27 protein-coding genes are annotated in these 19540 nt (G+C 54.3%); 24 read left to right on the forward strand and 3 right to left on the reverse strand.

Features of this window, described 5'->3' with window-relative positions; translation table 11 throughout:
- Positions 1-28: 28 nt before the first annotated feature.
- The 3 genes from NR177_RS09045 (at position 29) to NR177_RS09055 (ending at position 2505) form a co-directional block, all read left to right on the forward strand.
- Positions 29-880 (forward strand): antitermination protein, encoded by an 852-nt coding sequence (locus NR177_RS09045; protein WP_256852732.1) that lies wholly within the window; start codon positions 29-31, stop codon positions 878-880.
- A 201-nt stretch (positions 881-1081) separates the two neighbouring features.
- Positions 1082-1315: a hypothetical protein gene (locus NR177_RS09050; RefSeq protein ID WP_306278008.1), complete on the forward strand. Its 234-nt coding sequence runs from the start codon at positions 1082-1084 to the stop codon at positions 1313-1315.
- Positions 1316-1467: 152 nt separating this feature from the next.
- Complete coding sequence (locus NR177_RS09055) at positions 1468-2505, forward strand: site-specific DNA-methyltransferase (protein WP_256852733.1); 1038 nt, start codon at positions 1468-1470, stop codon at positions 2503-2505.
- A 103-nt stretch (positions 2506-2608) separates the two neighbouring features.
- Here the strand turns inward: NR177_RS09055 and NR177_RS09060 are convergent, their stop codons facing one another.
- Positions 2609-3025 (reverse strand): type II toxin-antitoxin system HicB family antitoxin, encoded by a 417-nt coding sequence (locus NR177_RS09060; protein ID WP_256852734.1) that lies wholly within the window; start codon positions 3023-3025, stop codon positions 2609-2611.
- Between the two features lie 41 nt (positions 3026-3066).
- On the reverse strand, positions 3067-3249 hold the full coding sequence (locus tag NR177_RS09065; protein WP_256852735.1) for a type II toxin-antitoxin system HicA family toxin: 183 nt from the start codon (positions 3247-3249) through the stop codon (positions 3067-3069).
- Positions 3250-3382: 133 nt separating this feature from the next.
- Here NR177_RS09065 and NR177_RS09070 point away from each other — a divergent pair, with 133 nt between their 5' ends.
- The 8 genes from NR177_RS09070 to NR177_RS09105 all read left to right on the forward strand — a co-directional run bounded on the left by NR177_RS09070 (position 3383) and on the right by NR177_RS09105 (position 7703).
- Positions 3383-3739: a class II holin family protein gene (locus NR177_RS09070; protein ID WP_176019080.1), complete on the forward strand. Its 357-nt coding sequence runs from the start codon at positions 3383-3385 to the stop codon at positions 3737-3739.
- On the forward strand, positions 3739-4227 hold the full coding sequence (locus tag NR177_RS09075; RefSeq protein WP_306278009.1) for a lysozyme: 489 nt from the start codon (positions 3739-3741) through the stop codon (positions 4225-4227). The genes NR177_RS09070 and NR177_RS09075 overlap by 1 nt, the downstream gene beginning before the upstream one ends.
- Entirely contained in the window at positions 4224-4724 is a 501-nt protein-coding gene (locus tag NR177_RS09080; protein ID WP_256852736.1) for a lysis protein, read from the forward strand. Before NR177_RS09075 ends, NR177_RS09080 begins: the two co-directional genes overlap by 4 nt.
- Positions 4725-4728: 4 nt before the next feature.
- Entirely contained in the window at positions 4729-4986 is a 258-nt protein-coding gene (locus NR177_RS09085) for a hypothetical protein (protein ID WP_256852737.1), read from the forward strand.
- 53 nt (positions 4987-5039) lie between these two features.
- Positions 5040-5219: a hypothetical protein gene (locus tag NR177_RS09090; RefSeq protein WP_256852738.1), complete on the forward strand. Its 180-nt coding sequence runs from the start codon at positions 5040-5042 to the stop codon at positions 5217-5219.
- Positions 5220-5393: 174 nt separating this feature from the next.
- On the forward strand, positions 5394-6251 hold the full coding sequence (locus tag NR177_RS09095; RefSeq protein WP_256852739.1) for a DUF6236 family protein: 858 nt from the start codon (positions 5394-5396) through the stop codon (positions 6249-6251).
- Positions 6252-6343: 92 nt separating this feature from the next.
- Entirely contained in the window at positions 6344-6988 is a 645-nt protein-coding gene (locus tag NR177_RS09100) for a hypothetical protein (protein WP_256852793.1), read from the forward strand.
- A 397-nt stretch (positions 6989-7385) separates the two neighbouring features.
- On the forward strand, positions 7386-7703 hold the full coding sequence (locus NR177_RS09105) for a hypothetical protein (protein WP_256852740.1): 318 nt from the start codon (positions 7386-7388) through the stop codon (positions 7701-7703).
- Positions 7704-7746: 43 nt separating this feature from the next.
- Here the strand turns inward: NR177_RS09105 and NR177_RS09110 are convergent, their stop codons facing one another.
- The gene (locus NR177_RS09110; protein WP_256852741.1) at positions 7747-8289 is read right to left on the reverse strand and encodes an ATP-dependent Clp protease proteolytic subunit; all 543 of its coding nucleotides are present in this window, start codon (positions 8287-8289) and stop codon (positions 7747-7749) included.
- Positions 8290-8736: 447 nt separating this feature from the next.
- On the opposite strand from NR177_RS09110, the gene NR177_RS09115 reads away from it, so the two are divergent.
- From NR177_RS09115 to NR177_RS09175, 13 genes are all read left to right on the forward strand, one after another.
- Positions 8737-9360 (forward strand): RNA polymerase subunit sigma-70, encoded by a 624-nt coding sequence (locus tag NR177_RS09115; protein WP_256852742.1) that lies wholly within the window; start codon positions 8737-8739, stop codon positions 9358-9360.
- On the forward strand, positions 9332-11311 hold the full coding sequence (locus tag NR177_RS09120) for a phage terminase large subunit family protein (protein ID WP_256852743.1): 1980 nt from the start codon (positions 9332-9334) through the stop codon (positions 11309-11311). The genes NR177_RS09115 and NR177_RS09120 overlap by 29 nt, the downstream gene beginning before the upstream one ends.
- Before the next feature lie 10 nt (positions 11312-11321).
- Entirely contained in the window at positions 11322-11585 is a 264-nt protein-coding gene (gene gpW / locus NR177_RS09125) for a gpW family head-tail joining protein (protein WP_029568882.1), read from the forward strand.
- Positions 11585-13231 (forward strand): phage portal protein, encoded by a 1647-nt coding sequence (locus NR177_RS09130; RefSeq protein WP_256852744.1) that lies wholly within the window; start codon positions 11585-11587, stop codon positions 13229-13231. Before gpW ends, NR177_RS09130 begins: the two co-directional genes overlap by 1 nt.
- Positions 13228-14091: a S49 family peptidase gene (locus NR177_RS09135; RefSeq protein WP_029568880.1), complete on the forward strand. Its 864-nt coding sequence runs from the start codon at positions 13228-13230 to the stop codon at positions 14089-14091. The genes NR177_RS09130 and NR177_RS09135 overlap by 4 nt, the downstream gene beginning before the upstream one ends.
- A 1-nt stretch (position 14092) precedes the next feature.
- Positions 14093-14716, forward strand: coding sequence for a hypothetical protein (locus tag NR177_RS09140; RefSeq protein ID WP_256852745.1), 624 nt, complete (start codon positions 14093-14095; stop codon positions 14714-14716).
- Entirely contained in the window at positions 14716-15402 is a 687-nt protein-coding gene (locus NR177_RS09145) for a head decoration protein (RefSeq protein ID WP_256852746.1), read from the forward strand. Before NR177_RS09140 ends, NR177_RS09145 begins: the two co-directional genes overlap by 1 nt.
- A 103-nt stretch (positions 15403-15505) precedes the next feature.
- A complete protein-coding gene (locus NR177_RS09150; RefSeq protein ID WP_256852747.1) occupies positions 15506-16552 on the forward strand; it encodes a major capsid protein in 1047 nt (348 codons plus the stop codon).
- 1 nt (position 16553) lies between these two features.
- Positions 16554-16919: a hypothetical protein gene (locus NR177_RS09155; protein ID WP_256852748.1), complete on the forward strand. Its 366-nt coding sequence runs from the start codon at positions 16554-16556 to the stop codon at positions 16917-16919.
- On the forward strand, positions 16916-17269 hold the full coding sequence (locus tag NR177_RS09160; RefSeq protein WP_256852749.1) for a hypothetical protein: 354 nt from the start codon (positions 16916-16918) through the stop codon (positions 17267-17269). The genes NR177_RS09155 and NR177_RS09160 overlap by 4 nt, the downstream gene beginning before the upstream one ends.
- A gap of 3 nt (positions 17270-17272) precedes the next feature.
- Positions 17273-17818: an ATP-binding protein gene (locus NR177_RS09165; RefSeq protein WP_256852750.1), complete on the forward strand. Its 546-nt coding sequence runs from the start codon at positions 17273-17275 to the stop codon at positions 17816-17818.
- A 4-nt stretch (positions 17819-17822) separates the two neighbouring features.
- Entirely contained in the window at positions 17823-18038 is a 216-nt protein-coding gene (locus NR177_RS09170; RefSeq protein ID WP_058708023.1) for a DUF2635 domain-containing protein, read from the forward strand.
- Entirely contained in the window at positions 18038-19534 is a 1497-nt protein-coding gene (locus NR177_RS09175; RefSeq protein ID WP_256852751.1) for a phage tail sheath subtilisin-like domain-containing protein, read from the forward strand. The genes NR177_RS09170 and NR177_RS09175 overlap by 1 nt, the downstream gene beginning before the upstream one ends.
- The last annotated feature ends 6 nt before the right edge of the window (positions 19535-19540 follow it).

Genomic DNA, 19540 nt, shown 5'->3' on the forward strand with positions numbered 1-19540 from the left:
GCAGCAAAATTCAGTAAGGAGAATCACCTTGAACCTTGAAAGCACGATAAAGTTTTTCGCACCTAAATCACCTACGTTCAGCGATTCTCCACGGGCAACGGCCAGTGACAGCCTTGATATTTCGGATGTGATGGCATCCTTCGGGCTGACTGGCGCGCAGGCTCGTTTCGGATTTGAATTATTCCTGTCCAAGCATGGCATCACGTCCAGCGATCGCGCCGTTGAGATGTTAACTGAATTCGGTCTGAGTAAGGCGGGGCTTTTCCGGGCGGTCGCCGAACTCGAAGAGAATATTAAATGCGAATTTGTGCAATTGCTCGCAACGTTTGCCTACATGGATTATTCGCGCAGTGCGGCAAGTAAACACCCCTGTACCTGTTGCGGTGGTACCGGGTTTATTGATACTGAGGTATTCAGCACAAAGTCACACATGCCGTTCCCTGCGCGCGACTTTGTCAAAGCCTCTGTCCGTATGGGCGTTGAAGGCTTCACACCGTCCAGTTATGAGAAAGTCAGAGAGGTGAGAGAGATTCAGCGTGTCCGTTGCGGCACCTGTGAAGGGAAGGGCGTGATCAGCAATGCGTGTCGCTGTCATGGAAAGGGCAAAGTGCTGGACCTTGAGCAGAGCGAGATTCAGGGCGTACCTGTCATGAAAACCTGCACTAAATGTACCGGCCGCGGCTATGCGCGACTGCCTGCTGAAACTGTGCGGCGTGCTGTTGGCTATGCCGTTATGGCAGTAAGCCAGCCAACGTGGTCACGAAATTTTAAACCATTCTATGAAGCGCTCATTACTCAGTGCCATAAGGAAGAGTCCATAGCAGGGGAGATGCTGCAGCGTGTCACCGGAAACGGCGAAATCAGGCGTTTGAAGCGATAAGATTTATCTCATGTATTGACGGCGTGAATAAAATGGACCATTATCACGCCAATGATGGGATTTCTGCGTGCTGTTCATCAGTTCGAAATCCCGATAATCGGTCTTCATGACACTCAAAGCGCCCTGCGGTCTTAAAACTGCAGGGCGTTTTTTATTTCTGGTATTTATCTCTTGATGGTCTTTGCATACAGAGTTATCTGTATGTTACTTACGGTTTTCAAAGTGAAAAAAGACATGATTAATCATGAAGATATGACTGATACGGCGCAGGCCGTTTTACATTTCCTTCCCTCTAAATGGACTTCCCCGGATAAGGTTTCAGAGATGACAGGAATCACACCGCCAAAATGCCAGCTTATTTTGACTCAGCTGGCTATGGCAGGTCTGGTGGAAGATTTATCGGGGGGCGGAGAGAATTTCAGGCGCTGCGGATAACCCGCAGCATTCATGCTGTGAAAATGGGCGGCTGGCAGGGTGTTGGAGCACCTTACCAGCCATTCGCTCATGGGTAAGATCATAAGCAAACCGAGGCCCACTGCTTTAGCGCAAAAGCACAGTGAGCCTATCAGAGTAAAGCTTAGGGATCTATGGAAAATACTGTAAATTTAAACAGTGTTAATCTGGTCAATGCTGATTCACTGCAATTCATCAAAACCCTTCCTGACAGTTCTGTTGACCTTATCGCCACTGACCCACCTTATTACCGTGTTAAAGCGTGTAAATGGGATAATCAGTGGAAAAGTGAGGAACATTACCTTTCGTGGCTTGATGAGCTTCTTTCAGAGTTCTGGCGGGTACTTAAACCGTCAGGCAGTCTTTATATGTTTTGTGGTTCCCGTCTGGCAGCTGACACCGAATTACTGGTTCGCAACCGGTTCGATGTGTTGAGTCATATTGTGTGGGCCAAACCGCACGGCCCATGGATGAGGCAAAACAAAGAAAGTCTGCGGGCTTTTTTCCCTGCGACGGAACGAATTATTTTTGCTGCGCATTACGCCGGGCCTTATAAACCGCAGAGTAATGAATGGTCAGAAACCAGGAACCAGTTAAAGCAGAATGTATTCAGCCCTTTGATAAGTTATTTCCGGGTCGCAAGAGAGTCTCTGGGCGTTTCTTCTAAAGCCATTAACGAGGCAACAGGGACCAGCATGGCCAGCCACTGGTTTAGTGGAAGCCAGTGGCAGCTACCCGGTGAAAAACATTACAAACAGCTGCAGCATCTGTTTGAGAAAATCGCCGCCGAAAAGCAGCAGTCAAGTTTGCTGGAAAGGGGGCATAGTTCGCTGGTGGATAACTGGCAGATCCTCGACAGAAATTACAGGGACTTGCTGAAGGAACATGACTACCTCAGGCGCCCTTTTTCAGTCACAGCGAAAGTGCCTTACACTGACGTCTGGACGTATGCGCCCGTTGCCTTTTATCCTGGAAAACATCCTTGTGAAAAACCGGCAGAGATGATGGAACACATCATCCAAACCAGTAGCCGGCCTGGCGATCTGGTCGCTGATTTTTTTATGGGTTCTGGCGCGACTGTCAAGGCAGCGATAAAGCATGGAAGAAGGGCGCTCGGGGTTGAACTGGAGCGTGAGCGTTTTGAGCAGACATCTGCTGAAATCAACAATTAAAAATTTGCTCTGGGCAGACGTGCCGGGCTGTTAATCGCAATTGCGTCAGAGCACCCAATAAAAAAGGCCGCACAAGGCGGCCAATTAAGACGAAGGAATTCGGTCAGATATTGGAAAGCTCTTTCCGCGCCGCTTCTGCAATGAAATGGCTTCGGCTGGAATAACGTGAGTTTTGGCCCACTGCCTTGTCGATTTTATCAATTAAAAGTTGCGGCATGGTGATGTTGATGCGCTCAGATTTACCCTGATACTTGGTAATGTCGATATCAACGCAGATTAACATCACTTTGTTGCCGTGCTTGTTGATAGTCCCTGAATCAATGTCAGGAATAGGGTTGCTCTCAGGAATCGGAAAGCCTTTCTCAGCCGAAAGCTCAAAGTGTGCTTCAAGGGCTGACTCAGCTTCGATAAACGCTTCCTTGAGATTGTCGCCAGCATATGAGCATCCATCAATGCCGGGAAATACACCGCTGGCTGACCCGTCGAGAGTATCGATTTCAACGACACCGTAATAGATCATAAGCACTCCTCATAAAGAGCGCCCTTGCGGGCGGCTCCTGATTATTTAAGTTTCGCATCCTTCATGATTTGATGAACAGTGCCGATTTTCAAATCCTTCTTAGGGTGCGGAACCGTTACAACGATAGAGAAATCAGGATGACTAAACTGGTGATGACTTCCTTTCACTCGTTCAAGTTGCCAACCGTTTTTCTCCAACAGCTTTATCAGTTCCGAACTCTTCAAGCTTCCTCCGTCTCGCTAACTGATAACTGAATTATACGCACCATACACATTGAATCAATATAAAAGTGTGTATTGTGTGTATTTATTTATTCCCTTACTACTCACAGCTTCCGTCAATAACGGAGGTACTCACATGGTCAAAATTATGCCTGACAAAATAGCATCAGGGGTTACCTACTGCGCGTCAGGTGGCCTTGTCTGTAACGGTCTTTTCAATTGGTACGACTGGGTTTATCACCTGGACTGGAATTTCATCGGGCTGGTCAGTGGTGTGATGCTCGGTATAGCGACATTTGCTGTGAATGCGTACTACAAACGCAAAGAGAGCAACCGGGAGGAAATGGCCAGAAAGTTCGAGGCAGAGCAGGAAAGTTTACGCACTGCGGCGATCCAGAGTTATCTCAACAGGTCACCCGCGCATGATGAGGACAAAGCGCCCGAAGTAGTTGATACAGTCAACAAGGCTTTGAAGCTGGCGGAGAAAGCATAATGGCTATTTCACCTGCTTTACGTAAAAGCCTCATCACAGCAGCTGGTGGCGGTGCGTTGGCCATCGCGGCTGTTCTGGTTCCAAGCCTCGAAGGCAATTCTTACACACCATACCGTGACGTCGGCGGCATCTGGACTGTATGCAACGGCATAACTGGCCCGGACGTTATTCAGGGGAAAACATATACCCAAAAAGAGTGCGACGCGCTTCTGCAAAAGCACCTGCAGCCCTATGCCCGGTCGGTGGAAAGGTCCGTAAAGGTGCCGTCGAATGCATATCAGAAAGCCGCACTTATCAGTTTTAGCTATAACGTCGGCATTAATGCATTCGAGCACTCATCAGTACTGCGCAACCTTAATGCCGGCCGCTATCAGCAAGCCTGTGATGGCCTTCGCAGCTGGGTTTATGTTGACCGGGTGAGAATTCAGGGCCTGGCAAACCGCCGTGACGTAGAGCGGGAGATCTGTAACTGGAGCCTGAACCCATGACCTGGTTAATTATTAACTGGCGCGTTGTACTGGCGTTTCTGCTGGTGGTGTTGTTAGCGGCTTTATTGCTGGGCTTAGGCCATTATCGTGATAACGCCGTACGATATAAAAATCAGAGGGATACACAAAAATCACTCGCTGATAACCGACAGGCAGTGATTGATGAAATGACCCGGCGCCAACTTTCGATTGCTTCCATTGATGCCAAATACACGAAGGATTTAGCCGATGCGCAAAAAACCATTAGCGATCTGCGTAGGGATGTCGATTCTGGGGCTAAGCGCCTGCGCGTCTCAGCCAAATGTGATCGGCCAGTGTCCAGTAAATCCTCCGCCACCCGCGTGGATGATGATGGCAGCCCCAGACTTACAGACGCCGCTCAGCGGGATTATTTCACCCTCAGAGAACGAATCGAAACCGTCACAAAGCAACTGACCGGCCTACAGGATTATGTTCGTCAGATCTGTTTAACTCCTGCACCCTCAAAAGGTAAATAAGCCCATGTATACCACTACCGCACTCATTGCCTGGGCGCTATTTGCGCTTGTTACTGGTTTCGCCGCTGGATGGCTGGTGGGCTTGTTCCGCTGGAAAAACAGCCCTGTTAAAGCTGAGGCCGAATCAACAGCCATTCGTGACGGCTGGCACGATGTAGAGCAGCGGTTTCAGGCTCAGATTGACGAACTGAAAAGCAAACTGGATGAGCAGGCCATCACTCAGCCGCAGGAGGCGCAGAGTGAAGCGCCAAAAAAGATTTAACCGATGCCCTGTTGCAGATGAACAGGGCACTAACCATGAGAGAGGAAGTAAAGATGCCCGATGAAGTAATTGAAGATAGCACCCTGACTACCGCTGTACCGGCTCCAGTCATTGCATCGACCGATAACACCGATGCAATTCTGGCAAAGGTGAAAGAGCTGCTTAAGGTGGCTGGCCATGACGTCGAAGCGCTATTCGACGATGTGGCTTCACTGGCTAAAAAGCTGGCGTAATCATCACAAGGCGCATTTACGAGTGCGCCTTGTGACTTAAATTTTCACCATTTAAAGCGTTCATGAATACAGTAAATGAGTTACAAGCCTTAAAATTTTTTTAAAACTCAAGTTAAAAAGTTTTTCAGTGTTGCTAAACTTAGAGTTAGGGTAAAATTTTATAGGAAAAAAACTATGTTCAGAGGCGTTATTACTTCACCGGCTGTTTTAGTTCCTATTCCTGGCGGTGGATTTGAGAGTAGGGGCAGTTTGAATCTAACCGACTTAAATTATTACTCTCTTTACTGGGATAGACTGGTAGTACCCGATAACCATGTGGTTAGGTATCGCCTTCCTCTTGAAGAACACTATATAGGTGAAGGTATTTTGGTCCGACCTATGGTGGATGTCGATAACAGTGATGAATTGATTAGGAAAACCAGTGAAAAACAGATCGAATTGTTAAAACTGTACAGGGAGGAAAAAAGAACTGATGATTGGTTCATTCACGATATGGGGCAAGAGACAGCATTAATTAAGGTTTATGATGAGTCTAAAAAAAGCCTGAGAATTAAGCTTATCAATGCTCTTCCTGTACCATCTGATGATGTTCCGCTAGTGGATGTCCTTGAGTTCAAAAGAAGGCATTCATCAGCGTTGAGTGACTTGCATAATTATCTGGATGAGGTCTATAAACAAGTATTATATTGTCCAGACGACCCATTGTTTGAAGCCAAAGCCTACTCGAAGATGGAGGCTGTAATAAAAGCTATAAACCAGCTGAGTCAAAAGAGATGGGGTGAAGGTTTGCTTGGTTACAGTTTGACCTTAGATTTTTCTTCCACTAGAGACGTCGTTCAAACTATTATAAGTACAGCCAGGGCATTTACCAGTGGCGAACCATCCCAAGCTGTTCTTGATTTAGGACAGGCTGCTTTAAGCTTTGTAAGAATTAAGAGTTATGATGAATATATTCCTGAATTGGGCGGTGATGGTAGGAACCTAATGTTTTTGGCGGATGCCTTTAAAGAAAGAATATTAGCTCCAATTTAGAGCTTTAAGTATTTTTATAAAAATCAATTGTGCTGTGTTGCTTTTATCGAATGACTTGATAATTTTTTAGATTTTTATAAAGAGATATGAATATGGTTGACCTTAAGTCACTTACAATGCACCTCCAGGCTATTCGTAAACAAATACCTTTTGCCATAGCTCAGTCATTGACAAGTGTTGCTAGTAACATCGCAGCAGCAGAAAAAAAAGCGCTGACCCGTCGTCTTGATTCGCCCACGCCGTTCACAGTAAACGCAGTGGGATCCACAGGAGCGCGTAAAAGCAATCTTCAGGCTAAAGTTTTTGTCCGGGACATTGCTGCGAGCTACCTCGCACCGTTTGAGTTCGGGGGCCAGCACAAGCTCAACAGCAGTGCGCTGCTTAACCCGAAAAACATCAAGCTGAACAAATACGGCAACTTGCCACGTAATAAACTGAACCAGTTAAAGGCAAAAGATAACGTCTTTATCGGTGAAGTGGGCAATCGTAACGGTGTTTTCCAGCGCGTTAAGTCTAAGAAAGGCAAAAAGGCTAAAAAGCGGCTTAAGCGTTCGGCTAATGGTACGCGCAGGGAACGAGGTAAGTCTCCCGCGCCAAAGCTGCTGATACAGTTCGGTAATGCGCTGCCTGTCAAACCAGTGCTGGGCTATATGGAAAGGGCTGAGAAAATGGCCGGTGCGTTGATGCCAGCGGCGCTGAGTGCTGCTATCAGTCTGGCACTGAGAACGGCAAAGTAATTTATCTGTTTATGAAGCTCCGCAAAGATGGTGTGATTAAAATTTCTATCACAACAGCAAAAGGGAGAATGTCAATGAACGTGAGATCGATTGAACTTTGTGTTGTGGTCCTTTCATTTTGTCAGCTGTGCCAGATGGCTGCTGATTTCGTATCACTGATGTGAAGCCTGAAACTTAAAAATCACCTTTCATAAAGCAGAAAGAGTATTATCATAACGTTCGAGTTCAATGTGTGCTCCAGCGCGGCGAAGCTCCTTGCTGGTTCGGCATGGACTAGATCAAGCTCGATCGCAAAGTCATCCTTGACGTCGTAGTGATCCGCAGCAACGTGGATCAGCCGCGTGTGTTTGGGACTTCTTTTTGCAAAAAAATTACTTAAACAGCATAAGGATTTGGCGTGAAAATTAAAAAATTATTATTTGTAATGGCAGTTTCTTCTCTTGGTTACGTATCGTTAGCTTCAGCTGAGCCAAAAGCTGATACGGCAGAGTATTTCTTGAGGGAGCTCTGCTTAGTTAACCAAAATAATCCACAATCAGTTGCTATTGATCCTTCTGAAAAAATCGATGCAGCCCCAGCACATCAGACAGCATACCTGAAAAGGCAATTAGCGATTGCCAGAAAAGTCCACAATGCATTAAGTGATAAAGAAAAAGCAGAGTGTAATACTTATCAGGACGATAAATTGCATTCCTTGGTCCTAAAACATAAGTAATATAAACCCGCTACGGCGGGTTTTTTATTGGAGATAAAATATGTCAGCAGGTTACCCACCAATTAGCGGCGGAATTAGACAGTGTTGCAACTGCCACGTGTGTAGCCATACCGTTGGTGGTGGCGGCATCGGCATCAAGTATGGTGGCGGAATTAATCAGTGTTCCCCAATCGACATCGTTGCGCTGCGTCTCGCGGTTGAGGACCTCAACAAAACGCTCGAAGTCGTTGTCGAGACATTTGGACCACTCAGCGACCCGGGCATGATCGGCGGCTGGGGTATTGAATCCCCAATGGAGCGGGTGAAGTAAGAATCGTGAGCCAGGATTGGCTCGACGCTCTGACCCTGCCATGAAGATGACGTTTGCAACTGACTCAACGTTACTGATGTTGTGAGTTGCGATTGGGATGCTTAGTGATTTTAAAAAGTGATATGCCGTAAATCCTGCAATTAAATCTCCACCACCGCTTGAAATGTGTATTTGCAGTGACGTTGCCCCATTACCTAAAGCTTGCAGGCAACCTTGCTGAAAAAAAGAAACAGTCTGAGCTGTAACTGGGCATAAAAAATGAATTGTGTGCAGCATATCTTTATCCTTAAGAATATTCCGAGTGGATAACATAAGTCGAAATATAATGATTTGTAATCCTGACATTTGATCAGTAACCACTATGGTGGTTTTTTTATGTCCGAAGAAAACGAAATGACGGTAACCCCTCACTCTCTGGACGGCAGTGAAGATCAGGTAGTGAAAGTCCTAACAAACACCATCTTTTCAAAACTTCACATCTCGATGCCTGGCATCACGAATCATTCGAACATAAATGCCTTGAACACGATGACGACTACCGCGAAAGGTAATGGTTGTTCCGTTTTCAGGCCCCCAAAATGAATCTTTTATAAAGATGATAACCGTTATCAATTGAATGGGTCCCTCCTGAGACCTTTTTATTTCACGGGCATTGCGCGCCGCGTTATCCGGCTAGCTACGAACTTTTGAAATTTGGGTAACAGGTAACAGCCAGGGTAACACATGAATCAGTCCGATTTTGCAAAGCTACACGGAGTCAGCCGTAAGACGGTGACCACGTGGAAGGCCCGTGGCTGGCTGGTTCTGGACGGTGAAGAGATAAATGTTGATGCCTCAAACGCCCTGATCGAACGCTTCCGTAAAACTGTTACCCGACCCGAAAAAAAAGCACCAGGTAACAGCCAGGGTAACAAACAGGGTAACAAGTCAGGTAACAGACAGGGTAATAACGGGAAGGGTAACAAATCCGCTCAGACCCGCGACGAGGAGCGCGCCGAATCGGCTTCGAAAGTCGTCGAGCGTATCATCAGCGAAAACGGTCTGGAAATGACGCTGGATGAAGCGCGCCAGATGAAGGAAAACTATCTGGCCCTGCTGACCCAACTGGAGTACGACATCAAGTCCGGCCAGGTTCTCCCCTATAAAGACATGATCGCCGCTGTCGGTCAGGAATATTCACGCATGCGAACACGCCTTATTGCCATTGCACCTGAACACGGTCCTCGCCTGCGGGTGCTTGCCTCAACCACCAGTGATGCGGAGTTTGTTGCAGCGCTTCAGGAGGTGGTTCATGAGGCAATGGAGGAGTTAAGCCTGGATGAAAATGATAAACGAGGGCCTCAGTAACTCCGCAGCATGGCATAACTTCAGCGGTGAGTTGACCGCAAGACGCAGTGATATCCGTCCCCCTCTGCCGCTGTCCCTGAGCCAGTGGGCCAATACTTACGCCGTCCTGTCAAAAGAGACCAGTGCCCAGACCGGGCGGTTTCGCTCGTTTGGTTATCAGGACGGCATGATGGACGCCATTACCGATCCGCACGTGACCCAGGTGTCGGTGATGAAATCGGCCAGGGTGGGCTATACCAAAATACTCGACCACGTGGTCGGGTATTACCTGCAGCACGATCCGTCTCCGATTCTGGTCGTTCAGCCCCGCGTTGAGGATGCTGAAGACTACAGTAAGACCGAAATCGCGCCCATGCTGCGCGATACGCCGGTGCTGGCCGCCATTACCGGTGACAGCAAGGCGAAAGACAGTAACCAGACCATCCTGAAAAAGCAGTTTCTCAACGGTGCCAACCTGACACTGGTCGGAGCCAACAGCCCCGGTGGTTTCCGCCGTATCACGTGCCGCATCATCCTTTTTGATGAGGTGGATGGTTACCCGTCCGGCGGTGCCGGTACCGAGGGTGACCAGATAGCGCTGGGCATCAAGCGCTCGGAAACCTTCTGGAACCGCAAGATAGTGCTCGGCTCAACGCCCACGGTTAAGGGCGTGTCCCGTATTGAAAAAGCGTTTGCCGAAAGCGATCAGCGCCATTTCTATGTCCCGTGCCCGCACTGTGGTGAGTATCAGGTGCTGGAGTGGGGCGGTCCCGACACGCCTTACGGCATCAAATGGGACAAGGACGAGAACGGTGAGGGCCTGCCTGAGACGGCGTTTTATGTGTGCCGCCACCATGGCTGCGTCATCCATCACAACGACAAGGCCGGTATGGTGAAGCGCGGCGAATGGCGGGCGCACCGTCCGTTCACTGGTCACGCCGGTTTCCATATCTGGGCGGGTTACAGCCTCTTTCCCAACGCCGCCTGGAAATATCTGGTGGCGGAGTGGCTGCGCGTGAAAGATGATCCGCTCATGCGCCAGACCTTCATTAACCTGGTGCTGGGTGAGGTGTATGAGGATCGCGGCGAAAAAGCACTGAGCGAGCGTAAGCTCACTGAGCGTGGCGAAGTCTGGCCGGCTGAGGTGCCTGACGGCGTGGCCGTGCTGGTGGCCGGGGTCGATACCCAGGACGGTCGTTTTGAAATAGAGGTGGTGGGCTGGGGCCTTAATGAAGAGTCCTGGTCTGTTGCGTTTGATGTCATCGAGGGCGATCTGGAGACGGATGAGCCGTGGCTCAGGCTGGATGCATATCTGAAACAAATCTGGCGCCGGGCCGACGGTCGCGGATTCAGCATCATGGCCACCTGCATGGACTCCGGCGGTCACCACACGCAAAAGGTGTATGAGTTCGCCAAGGCCCGTCTGGGGCGGCGCGTCTGGGCAATCAAAGGTGAGTCGGCACGGGGCGGCAAACGCTCCCCGGTCTGGCCTGCCAAAGCGCCGTCTGCACGCAACCGCAGTCAGTTCAGGCCGGTGATAATCGGTGTCAACGCGGCAAAGGATGCTATCCGTGCCCGCCTGCACATTGAACCGCCCGAGCCGGGTCAGGCCTCCGCGGGCTACATGCATTTCCCTGCCGATCGGGATCTGGGGTATTTCAGTCAGCTGCTGGCTGAGCGGTCGGTGGTGAAAGTGTCAGGCGGCCAGCGCTACCGCGTGTGGGAGCAGTTGCCGGGGCGGGCGAACGAGGCGCTCGACTGCCGGGTGTATGCCTACGCGGCATTGTGTGGCCTGCTTCATATGGGCTTTAAGCTCAACGCCTTTGCGGCAAGCATCGCGGAAAATCCGGACAGGTTAATCGCGCCGGCCGCCGCGCCGGTGGAAAAAACCAGCCTGCGGCTGCCGGGCGCCGTGATTTCTGAGCCGGAACAACCGGCCAGGAAAAAATCCATCTCAAAGCTTCTGGCCTAGGAAAATCATCATGTTCAACCGTAATACCAGCCTGCTTGCCGGGTCGATGACGCCTGCGCAGCTGCAGGACGCACTGGTGAAGGCACAGCAGGCTTACATCGATCTGACCACGGGCAGCCGCGGGGTGTCGTTTTCCTATTCTCAGGGCGACGGCACCCGCTCGGTGACCTATCAGCAGAGTTCGCTTGCAGATCTTCTGGCGCTGATCCAGCTTCTTCAGGCTCAGCTTGGCATCGTCACCCGTCCGCGTCGCCCGGTAAGGTTCAGATTCTGATGAACGGAAAAGTACAGATACTGGGCGCGGACGGTCAGCCGCTGCGCCCCTCACGCCCATCTTTTTCTGCGCTAACGGGCGGCAGCCGTGTGCCCTATGACGCGGCGGATTCCTTCAGCGACCAGCTGGCCAACTGGCAGCCTGCGCTCTGGTCGCCGGATAATGAAATCAACATCTACCGCGACCGCATTGTGTCGCGCGTACGTGACCTCGCACGAAATGACGGCTGGGCAAGCGGCAGCATCACCCGCGTGCTGGATAATGCGGTGGGGGCGAATTTCCGGCCCATCCTCAAGCCGGACTACCGCATGCTGGCCATGATGACCGGGAACAAAGCCTTTGATGCCAGCTGGGCCGACGAATACGGCAAGGTGGTGGAGGCGCACTGGCGTTCCTGGGCAAATGACCCCGGACGGTGGTGCGACGCTGAGCGCAAGCAGACCGTATCGCAGATGCTGCGCCTGGGATTCCGGCACAAGCTGCTGGACGGTGATGCGCTGGCCGTCCTGCAGTACCGTACCGACAGGCTCGGACACGGGCGCGGGCGTTACGCCACTACGGTGCAGATTGTCGATCCGGACCGTCTGAGCAACCCGCAGCAGAATTTCGACATGCCCCACATTCGCGGCGGTGTGGAGATTGATGCGGACGGTGCGCCCGTTGCCTATCACATCCGTGAGGCGCACATAGGGGACTGGTTCAGCGGACCGAAGACCATGACCTGGCAGCGGATCCCGCGCGAAACGTCCTGGGGCCGTCCCCATGTCGTGCACGATTACGATCACGACAGGGCCGCGCAGCATCGCGGCAACGGCATCCTGACCCCCGTGGTGCAGCGCCTGAAAATGCTCATCAAGTACGATCAGTCAGAGCTCGAGGCGGCCATTCTCAACGCCGTCTTCGGAGCTTATGTCACCTCGCCTTATGACCCTGAGATGGTGCAATCGGCACTCGGTGAAAACTATGACGATACCGCGCTGGGCACCTATCAGGACGGGCGGACAGAGTTTCACAGGGACCGACGCATTTCGCTGCAGAACGGGGTGAGGCTGCCAACGCTGTATCCGGGTGAAAGCATCACCACCGTTAACGCCGCCAGGCCCACCAGTAACTTTGAGGGCTTTGAAAGCGCGGCGCTGCGTAACATCGCGGCCGCGACGGGGCTCTCGACGCAGCAGGTGACGCAGGACTGGTCTGACGTTAACTACAGTTCGGCACGTTCGGCGATGCTGGAGGCCTGGAAAACTCTGACCCGACGCCGTGATGATTTTTCGTCCGGCTTTGCGCAGCCCATTCTCTCCGCCTTTATTGAGGAAATCCACGACACCGAAGACTTACCGCTGCCGCGAAATGCGCCGGACTTCATTGACGCCCGCGCGGCCTACTGTCGCGCCCGCTGGATGGGACCGGGACGGGGCTGGGTGGATCCGGTTGCCGAGAAAAAAGGCGCCATTCTGGGTCTCGATGCGGGTATCTCGACGCTCGAGCTGGAGGTGGCAGAAAACGTGGGCGAAGACTGGGAAGAAATCATGGACCAGCGCAAGCGGGAAATCGACGCCTGTATCGAGCGCGGGCTGCCGCTGCCGAGCTGGGCGCAGGCCGATGTCTTCGCGCCCGAAACCATTCGTGATCCGGAGGAAAAGTGAATTTACCCCATCTGGCGCAGCGGCTGTTCAACACGCCGCTGGCTATCCATCCCCGCAAGGCCGAAGTCGTTATGGCTGCGCTCACCGACCGGTTTGGCATTACGCGCATCGAAGCCAGCATGGCGATGGAAGACGATGACGATTATGACTACCGCCGCCGGCGGCAGACCAAAGCCGATCCCGGTTATGACAACGTCGGCGGCGTGGCGGTGATAAGCATACAGGGCACGCTGGTGCAGAAACTCGGCAGTCTGCGGCCTTACAGCGGCATGACGGGCTATAACGGCATCCGCCAGGCCTTTCTCACTGCCATGGCCGATCCTGAGGTGGCCGGTATCTGCCTCGACATTGATTCACCCGGTGGCGAGGTGGCCGGGTGCTTTGACCTGGCGGATGAAATTTATCGTGCGCGGGGTGAAAAGCCCGTTCACGCCATCCTGACCGAAAACGCCTACTCAGCAGCGTATGCGCTGGCCAGTGCAGCCGATCGTATCTGCGTTCCCCGTACGGGCGGCGTGGGATCGGTGGGCGTCATTACCATGCACGTTGACTGGTCGCAGCGCATCAAGGAGGAGGGGCTGGCGGTCACCATCATCACCTACGGTTCACGCAAGGCGGAAAGCAATCCTTACCGCACGCTGTCCGACGAGGCCGCCGCGGCCATCCAGCGAGACATTAACGCCATGGGCGAAATCTTTGTCGGTACCGTTGCGCGCAACCGCGGCATGAAAGAGAAGGTGGTGCGTGACACCGAGGCGGCCTGCTTCATGGCGGCTGACGGCGTGGCGCTGGGCCTGGCGGATGAGGTGATCACCCCTGACGCGGCATTTCTTAACTTACTTAAACTGACCGGAGCCTGACATGGCAAAAAAACCGTTTTCCTTTGCTCACCTGGTGGGCCTGAACCGTTCCGCCGCCGCGCGCGCCGCGGAAGAACACGATGACGACGACGAGGAGAAAAAGGGCAAAAAGGCCCGCAGCCGTCGCGCGGAAGAGCAGGATGATGACGACAACCGCGACCCGGATGCTGATGACGACAGCGACGATCCGGACGCGGAAGGCGATGATAATAAGGACCCTGACGCCGACGAAGATGACGATAAAAAACGTGATCCGGACGCCAGCGAAGGGGATGACGACGACGGTGATGACGATGAAAAGCGCGACGGCCGCAAGGCACGAACCGCTGAACGTCAGCGCTGTGCCCGCATTTTTAACAGTTCTTACGCCGCCGCAAACCCGGCGCTGGCGGCCTCGCTGGCCTTTAACACCGGCATGAGCTCCGCCGACGCCATCCGCGTCATGAAGTCATCCGGATCGGCCGCCGCCGCACCTGAGCCGCGTCGCGCCTCGCTTGACGATCGCATGCGCAGTGCGGGTAACGTGCGTCTGGGCCCCGATGGTCAGAAAACCACGGCAACCCGCGCCAGTGCAGTCGTGGATAAAATGACCGGTCTCTACAACTCAGCCCGAGGTAATAAATAATGGATCAGTTTGGACAGAATCAGTTTGCGCCGGGAATGACCAGCTCACTCTTCGTGCCGGACCAGCTTGTCAGCGGTCCGCTGCAGCTTGTTACCGACAGCGTGACCATTGCAAAACTGGGTCCGCTGCTTCGCGGTACCGTGCTGGGGCGTCAGTCGCAGAAATCAGCCGCCGCCACGGCGGGCAGTGCCAACAAAGGCAACGGTACGCTGACGGGTCTCACCCTGGGGTCACAGGCCGTGGCCGGTGCCTATACGGTGACCGCCACCGATCCCAACACCTTCCAGGTCACTGACCCGACCAGCGCCGTGCTGGGTAATGCCACCGTGGGCAGCGTCTATCGCAGTACGCAGGTCAGCTTCACCCTTACCGCGGGGGCTAACGCCTTTGTGGCAGGCGATACCTTTACCCTTACCGTTGCCGCCGGCGCGGGCAAGTGGGTACCGTGCGTGCGCACCGCCACCGACGGCAGTCAGGTCCCGGCGGCCATTCTGGTGGACAACGTGGACAGCACCCTGGCGGACGTGATCGGCGGCGTGTACCTGATGGGTGAGTTTAACCAGAACCGCCTGATTGTAGACAAAACGTGGTACGTGAACAGCGTGCTGCTGCTGGATGACCTGAAAGCCGCGCTGATGCCGCAGGGCATTTTCCTGCGCGACAGCATTCAGGCCCCGGTTTCCTGATTTAACTCCCTTTTAAACTGCGCCTTATGCCATTTCCCCGGCAGGGTCGCGCGCGTCCGGAATCCGTACCGGCAGTGGCCGGTACGTCTCACAGAGAGAAACCATGAATATTTTTGATACCAACGTCCTGGTGCAGGTCGTTCCCAACCTGATGACCAGTCAGAACTGGCTGCTCGACCGCTTCTTTCCGAACGTGGTGACCTACGAAACGGAAGAGGTGTCGATCGATGTCGATATCGGTAAACGTCGTATGGCCCCGTTTGTGTCGCCGCTGGTGGAGGGCAAGCTGGTTGAGCAGCGCAAATACCAGACCAACACGTTTAAGCCCCCCTACATCAAAGACAAGCGCGCGCCGGATCTGCGCAAGCCTATCCGCCGCCAGATTGGTGAGCGCATCGGCGGCGAATACACCGCAGCTGAGCGCGAAATGCTGAACCTGCAGTTCGAGATGGCCGATCAGATTGACATGATCAACCGCCGCCTGGAGTGGATGGCGGCCAGTGCGCTGGTCTCCGGCACGGTGACCGTCGCGGGTGAGGGCTATGAAACCAAGGTGGTGGATTTTGGCCGCTCCGCGGACCTGACCATTGTGCTCAGCGGGACGGACAAATGGCCGACTTCGGTCCCGTTCGGGCAGACCAACACCCAGCCGTCTGATGATGTTGAAGAGTGGCAGACCACCTATCTCAAAGAGTCGGGCGGCGTGCCAACCGACCTGATTTTTACCAACAAGTCGTGGCGCGCGTTTCGCCTGGACACCACCATCAAGGACAACGCCATCACGTTCCCGGCGCTGAGCCCGTTTGGCAACCAGGTGAATGCCGGTGCGCAGGTCATGAAGGGGGCGGTTTATAAAGGGCGCTGGGGTAACTTTGACCTGTGGCTGTACAACGACTGGTTCATTGACCCGCTGGATAACATTGAAAAGCCGATGATCCCCGACGGCGCAGTGATCATGAGCGGTGCGGACCTGATGGGGACCCGCGCCTTTGGCGTCATTCTTGATCCGGCTTTCGCCTACGGTCCGCTGGCATACGCGCCCAAGACCTGGGTAAAAGAAGATCCGGCACAGCGCCTGCTGATGATGCAGTCCGCGCCGCTGGTCATCCCGAGTCGTGTGAACGCGTCCCTGTGCGCAACGGTGGTGTGATATGGCAAAAACTGACAATTCAAAAACCGAAGACGATCTCGGCGGCTTGCCTCCTGAGCTGATGACCGGCGACCAGACAACAACGGTCACGCCGCCTGAGGTAACGGACGAAGACACTGACGGTGATGCAGAGCACACAGAGAATGACGGAGATGAAGACGTTTCCGGTTTTGTGGTGCGTAAGGGCCACACCCTGCGTCACGATGGCAAAACCTATCGTCAGAACACCCGGCTGTACCTGCCTGCGGATGAGGCGAAACGCCTGATTGCTGCGGGCGTTGTCGTTGACTTTGACACGCTTCGCCGCGAGGCGCAGGCGCGTGAGGCCGCATCGGTTTCCGTCAGCTCACCGGGTGTTGCGTCATGAGCGTGAACTGGGACCAGCATCTGCTGGCCCCGCTCCACGGCATATTCGGTGACGCCGTGGAGTTTCGCCCGAACAAGGGCCGTGGCCAGCCGTACACCATCAACGGGATTTTTGACCGGGCCTACACGCAGGATGTCCAGCCCATGGATGCAGGCGATCCGTCCATCAATACCACCAAACCCGTGCTGGGCGTGCGTGACGCGGAATTCCGGTCACCGCCGCGCCAGGGCGATCAACTTTACATTGCCGTCGCCGGCGGGCGGACAGTGAACCAGCTTTTCGTGATCGCGGACGTCCAGCCGGACAGTCACGGCGGCACGAAGCTGGTTCTCAACGAAGTCAGGGGGTAGTACATGAATGCCGCCGACATTCGCGGCCTGGTGGTGGCCGCGCTCAAAAACAACACCGACGCCGGCGACCGAGTCTATTCTCCGCGCGACTGGCCCACCATGGACGAAGACTTTCCGGTGCTGCTGGTGCAGACGCCGCTGGACGTCAAGCACTCTCTCGGGCGCAACGCGCCGCAGTTCACCACGGTGACCACGGTGCGGATCACCTGCCGCACCCAGGCTTTTGATACCCAAGAGGGCAACACCGGCGCGCAGCAGTCAGAAATCGCGCTGGAAACGCTCCGCGAGCAGATTGAGCGCGGCATCATCAACAGCTACGAGCTGACCCGGCAGATACAGCAGTATCAGCAGGTCCGCTCTGCCGTGGCGGTCAGCAGTGAGGGATCCGGCCATATCGGTGAACTCACCGTTGAAATTGACGTGGAGTATTACCAGGGGCCCGAAGACTTCTATCCGGTCACCACCGCACCGCTCGCCGGGATTGACCTGGCCGTGAAAATGCCCGACGGCACAACACAACCCGGTATGATTATTAACCTTCAGGAGTAACCACATGTTAGTAAAACCCGCTGATGGCAGGCTTGTCCGCTGCCCCGTCAGGGGCACGGTGTTGCCCGAATCCGGCGAAGACGTACCGGAAAACATCTTCTGGACCCGCCGTCTGCGAGACGGTGATGTGGTTCGCGTCAAAGACAGTCAGAAGCCCGTGACCGCCGCACCCGCCGCGGCACCCGCGTCTGACAGCAGCAAAAACGCAGGAGAACAGTAATGGTTGCTTTCAGCCGTATTCCTGATCAGCTCAGGACCCCGCTGTTTTATGTTGAGTTTGATAATTCGCGCGCCAATACCGCCACCGCCGTTCAGCGTACGCTCATCATTGGCCAGCAGCTCGATACCGCCACCGCGACGCCGGGTATTCCCCAGCAGGTTTCCTCCGATACCCTGGTGGCGGGGCTCTGCGGCAAGGGGAGCATGCTGCACGGCATGATGACCGCGTATCAGGCCAATGATACCGCTGCGGAAATCTGGATCCTGCCGCTCGCGGATGCACAGGGCAGCATGACCGCCGCCAGCGGGTCGCTGAAGTTTCTCACCGCACCCAGCGCCACCGGCGTCATTTCGCTGTATATCGCCGGGCTGCGGGTTCAGGTGACGGTGCTCGCCACCGACACGGTGGTCACCATGGCGTCTGCCCTGAGCGCAGCCATTAACGGCACCACCGCGCTGCCGGTGACGGCGCAGGTAACGGCAGGGGCAACGGATACCGTCACGCTGACCGCAAAAAACCGCGGTGCGCACGGCAACGGCATCGACATCCGCATGAACTATCTGGGGCGAACCGGCGGCGAAACCACGCCTGCCGGTCTGACCTACACCCTTACGCCGATGTCCGGCGGGGCGGGTGCGCCGGACATGACCGCGGCGCTGGCCAGCCTTCAGGACCGGACCTTTGATTTTATCGTCAGCCCCTATGCCGACACGGCATCGCTTGACGTGCTCAAGGCGTTTCTGTCGGACGCCACGGGGCGCTGGGCCTGGGACAAGCAGCTCTACGGACACGCGTTCAGCGTGGTCAACGGTACTTACGGCCAGCTGGGTACCATGGGTGCCGCGCGGAACAACCAGCATGAGTCCCTGCTCGGTGTTTACCGCTCACCCACGCCCGCTTACGTCTGGGCGGCGGCCTATACCGCGGCGATCGCCCCGAGCCTTCGCAACACACCTGGACGGCCGACCCAGACCCTGCCGGTCAGCGGGGTACTGGCCCCGGCGCTGGAAGACCGTTTTGACCTGCCGGAGCGCAACAACCTGCTGTTCAGCGGGATTTCAACCTTTACGGTCGCCGATGACGGCACCGTGCAGGTTGAAAACATCATCACCACCTACCAGAAAAATGCCTACGGCGACGCCGATGACAGCTATCTGCAGGTGGAGACGCTGTTTCAGCTGATGTTCATTACCCGCTATCTGCGCACCCAGATCACCAGCAAGTTCGGGCGCATGCAGCTTGCCGCCAACGGTACGCGCTTCGCGCCGGGCCTGCCGATCGTGACGCCTAACGTCATCCGTGCCGACCAGATTGCCGAGTATCAGACGCTGGTCTGGAACGGCTATGCGCAGGACGCGGAAGGTTTTGCCAGCGGCCTCATCGTTGAGCTGAATGCGAAAAACCCGAACCGCGTGGATGTCCTCTGGGACGGCACGCTGATGAACCAGCTGCGCATCTTCGCGCTGCTTAACCAGTTCCGCCTGCAGGCCAGTTAAGGAGTC

It is taken from the genome of Pantoea sp. Fr+CA_20 (genome assembly GCF_024520835.1).
GTDB classification, from domain to species: Bacteria; Pseudomonadota; Gammaproteobacteria; order Enterobacterales; family Enterobacteriaceae; genus Pantoea; species Pantoea allii.

Excerpts from the sequence above, each read along its gene's own strand:
- NR177_RS09085 (WP_256852737.1), top strand. The coding sequence starts at position 4,729 with ATGTATACCACTACCGCACTCATTGCCTGGGCGCTATTTGCGCTTGTT.
- NR177_RS09160 (WP_256852749.1), top strand. The coding sequence starts at position 16,916 with ATGAGCGTGAACTGGGACCAGCATCTGCTGGCCCCGCTCCACGGCATA.
- NR177_RS09130 (WP_256852744.1), top strand. The coding sequence starts at position 11,585 with ATGAACGGAAAAGTACAGATACTGGGCGCGGACGGTCAGCCGCTGCGC.
- NR177_RS09150 (WP_256852747.1), top strand. The coding sequence starts at position 15,506 with ATGAATATTTTTGATACCAACGTCCTGGTGCAGGTCGTTCCCAACCTG.
- NR177_RS09115 (WP_256852742.1), top strand. The coding sequence starts at position 8,737 with ATGAATCAGTCCGATTTTGCAAAGCTACACGGAGTCAGCCGTAAGACG.
- NR177_RS09175 (WP_256852751.1), top strand. The coding sequence starts at position 18,038 with ATGGTTGCTTTCAGCCGTATTCCTGATCAGCTCAGGACCCCGCTGTTT.
- NR177_RS09090 (WP_256852738.1), top strand. The coding sequence starts at position 5,040 with ATGCCCGATGAAGTAATTGAAGATAGCACCCTGACTACCGCTGTACCG.
- NR177_RS09110 (WP_256852741.1), bottom strand. The coding sequence starts at position 8,289 with ATGCTGCACACAATTCATTTTTTATGCCCAGTTACAGCTCAGACTGTT.
- NR177_RS09095 (WP_256852739.1), top strand. The coding sequence starts at position 5,394 with ATGTTCAGAGGCGTTATTACTTCACCGGCTGTTTTAGTTCCTATTCCT.
- NR177_RS09075 (WP_306278009.1), top strand. The coding sequence starts at position 3,739 with ATGGCTATTTCACCTGCTTTACGTAAAAGCCTCATCACAGCAGCTGGT.
- NR177_RS09060 (WP_256852734.1), bottom strand. The coding sequence starts at position 3,025 with ATGATCTATTACGGTGTCGTTGAAATCGATACTCTCGACGGGTCAGCC.
- NR177_RS09100 (WP_256852793.1), top strand. The coding sequence starts at position 6,344 with ATGGTTGACCTTAAGTCACTTACAATGCACCTCCAGGCTATTCGTAAA.
- NR177_RS09070 (WP_176019080.1), top strand. The coding sequence starts at position 3,383 with ATGGTCAAAATTATGCCTGACAAAATAGCATCAGGGGTTACCTACTGC.
- NR177_RS09170 (WP_058708023.1), top strand. The coding sequence starts at position 17,823 with ATGTTAGTAAAACCCGCTGATGGCAGGCTTGTCCGCTGCCCCGTCAGG.
- NR177_RS09050 (WP_306278008.1), top strand. The coding sequence starts at position 1,082 with ATGTTACTTACGGTTTTCAAAGTGAAAAAAGACATGATTAATCATGAA.
- NR177_RS09120 (WP_256852743.1), top strand. The coding sequence starts at position 9,332 with ATGAAAATGATAAACGAGGGCCTCAGTAACTCCGCAGCATGGCATAAC.
- NR177_RS09080 (WP_256852736.1), top strand. The coding sequence starts at position 4,224 with ATGACCTGGTTAATTATTAACTGGCGCGTTGTACTGGCGTTTCTGCTG.
- NR177_RS09055 (WP_256852733.1), top strand. The coding sequence starts at position 1,468 with ATGGAAAATACTGTAAATTTAAACAGTGTTAATCTGGTCAATGCTGAT.
- gpW (WP_029568882.1), top strand. The coding sequence starts at position 11,322 with ATGTTCAACCGTAATACCAGCCTGCTTGCCGGGTCGATGACGCCTGCG.
- NR177_RS09165 (WP_256852750.1), top strand. The coding sequence starts at position 17,273 with ATGAATGCCGCCGACATTCGCGGCCTGGTGGTGGCCGCGCTCAAAAAC.
- NR177_RS09140 (WP_256852745.1), top strand. The coding sequence starts at position 14,093 with ATGGCAAAAAAACCGTTTTCCTTTGCTCACCTGGTGGGCCTGAACCGT.
- NR177_RS09155 (WP_256852748.1), top strand. The coding sequence starts at position 16,554 with ATGGCAAAAACTGACAATTCAAAAACCGAAGACGATCTCGGCGGCTTG.
- NR177_RS09145 (WP_256852746.1), top strand. The coding sequence starts at position 14,716 with ATGGATCAGTTTGGACAGAATCAGTTTGCGCCGGGAATGACCAGCTCA.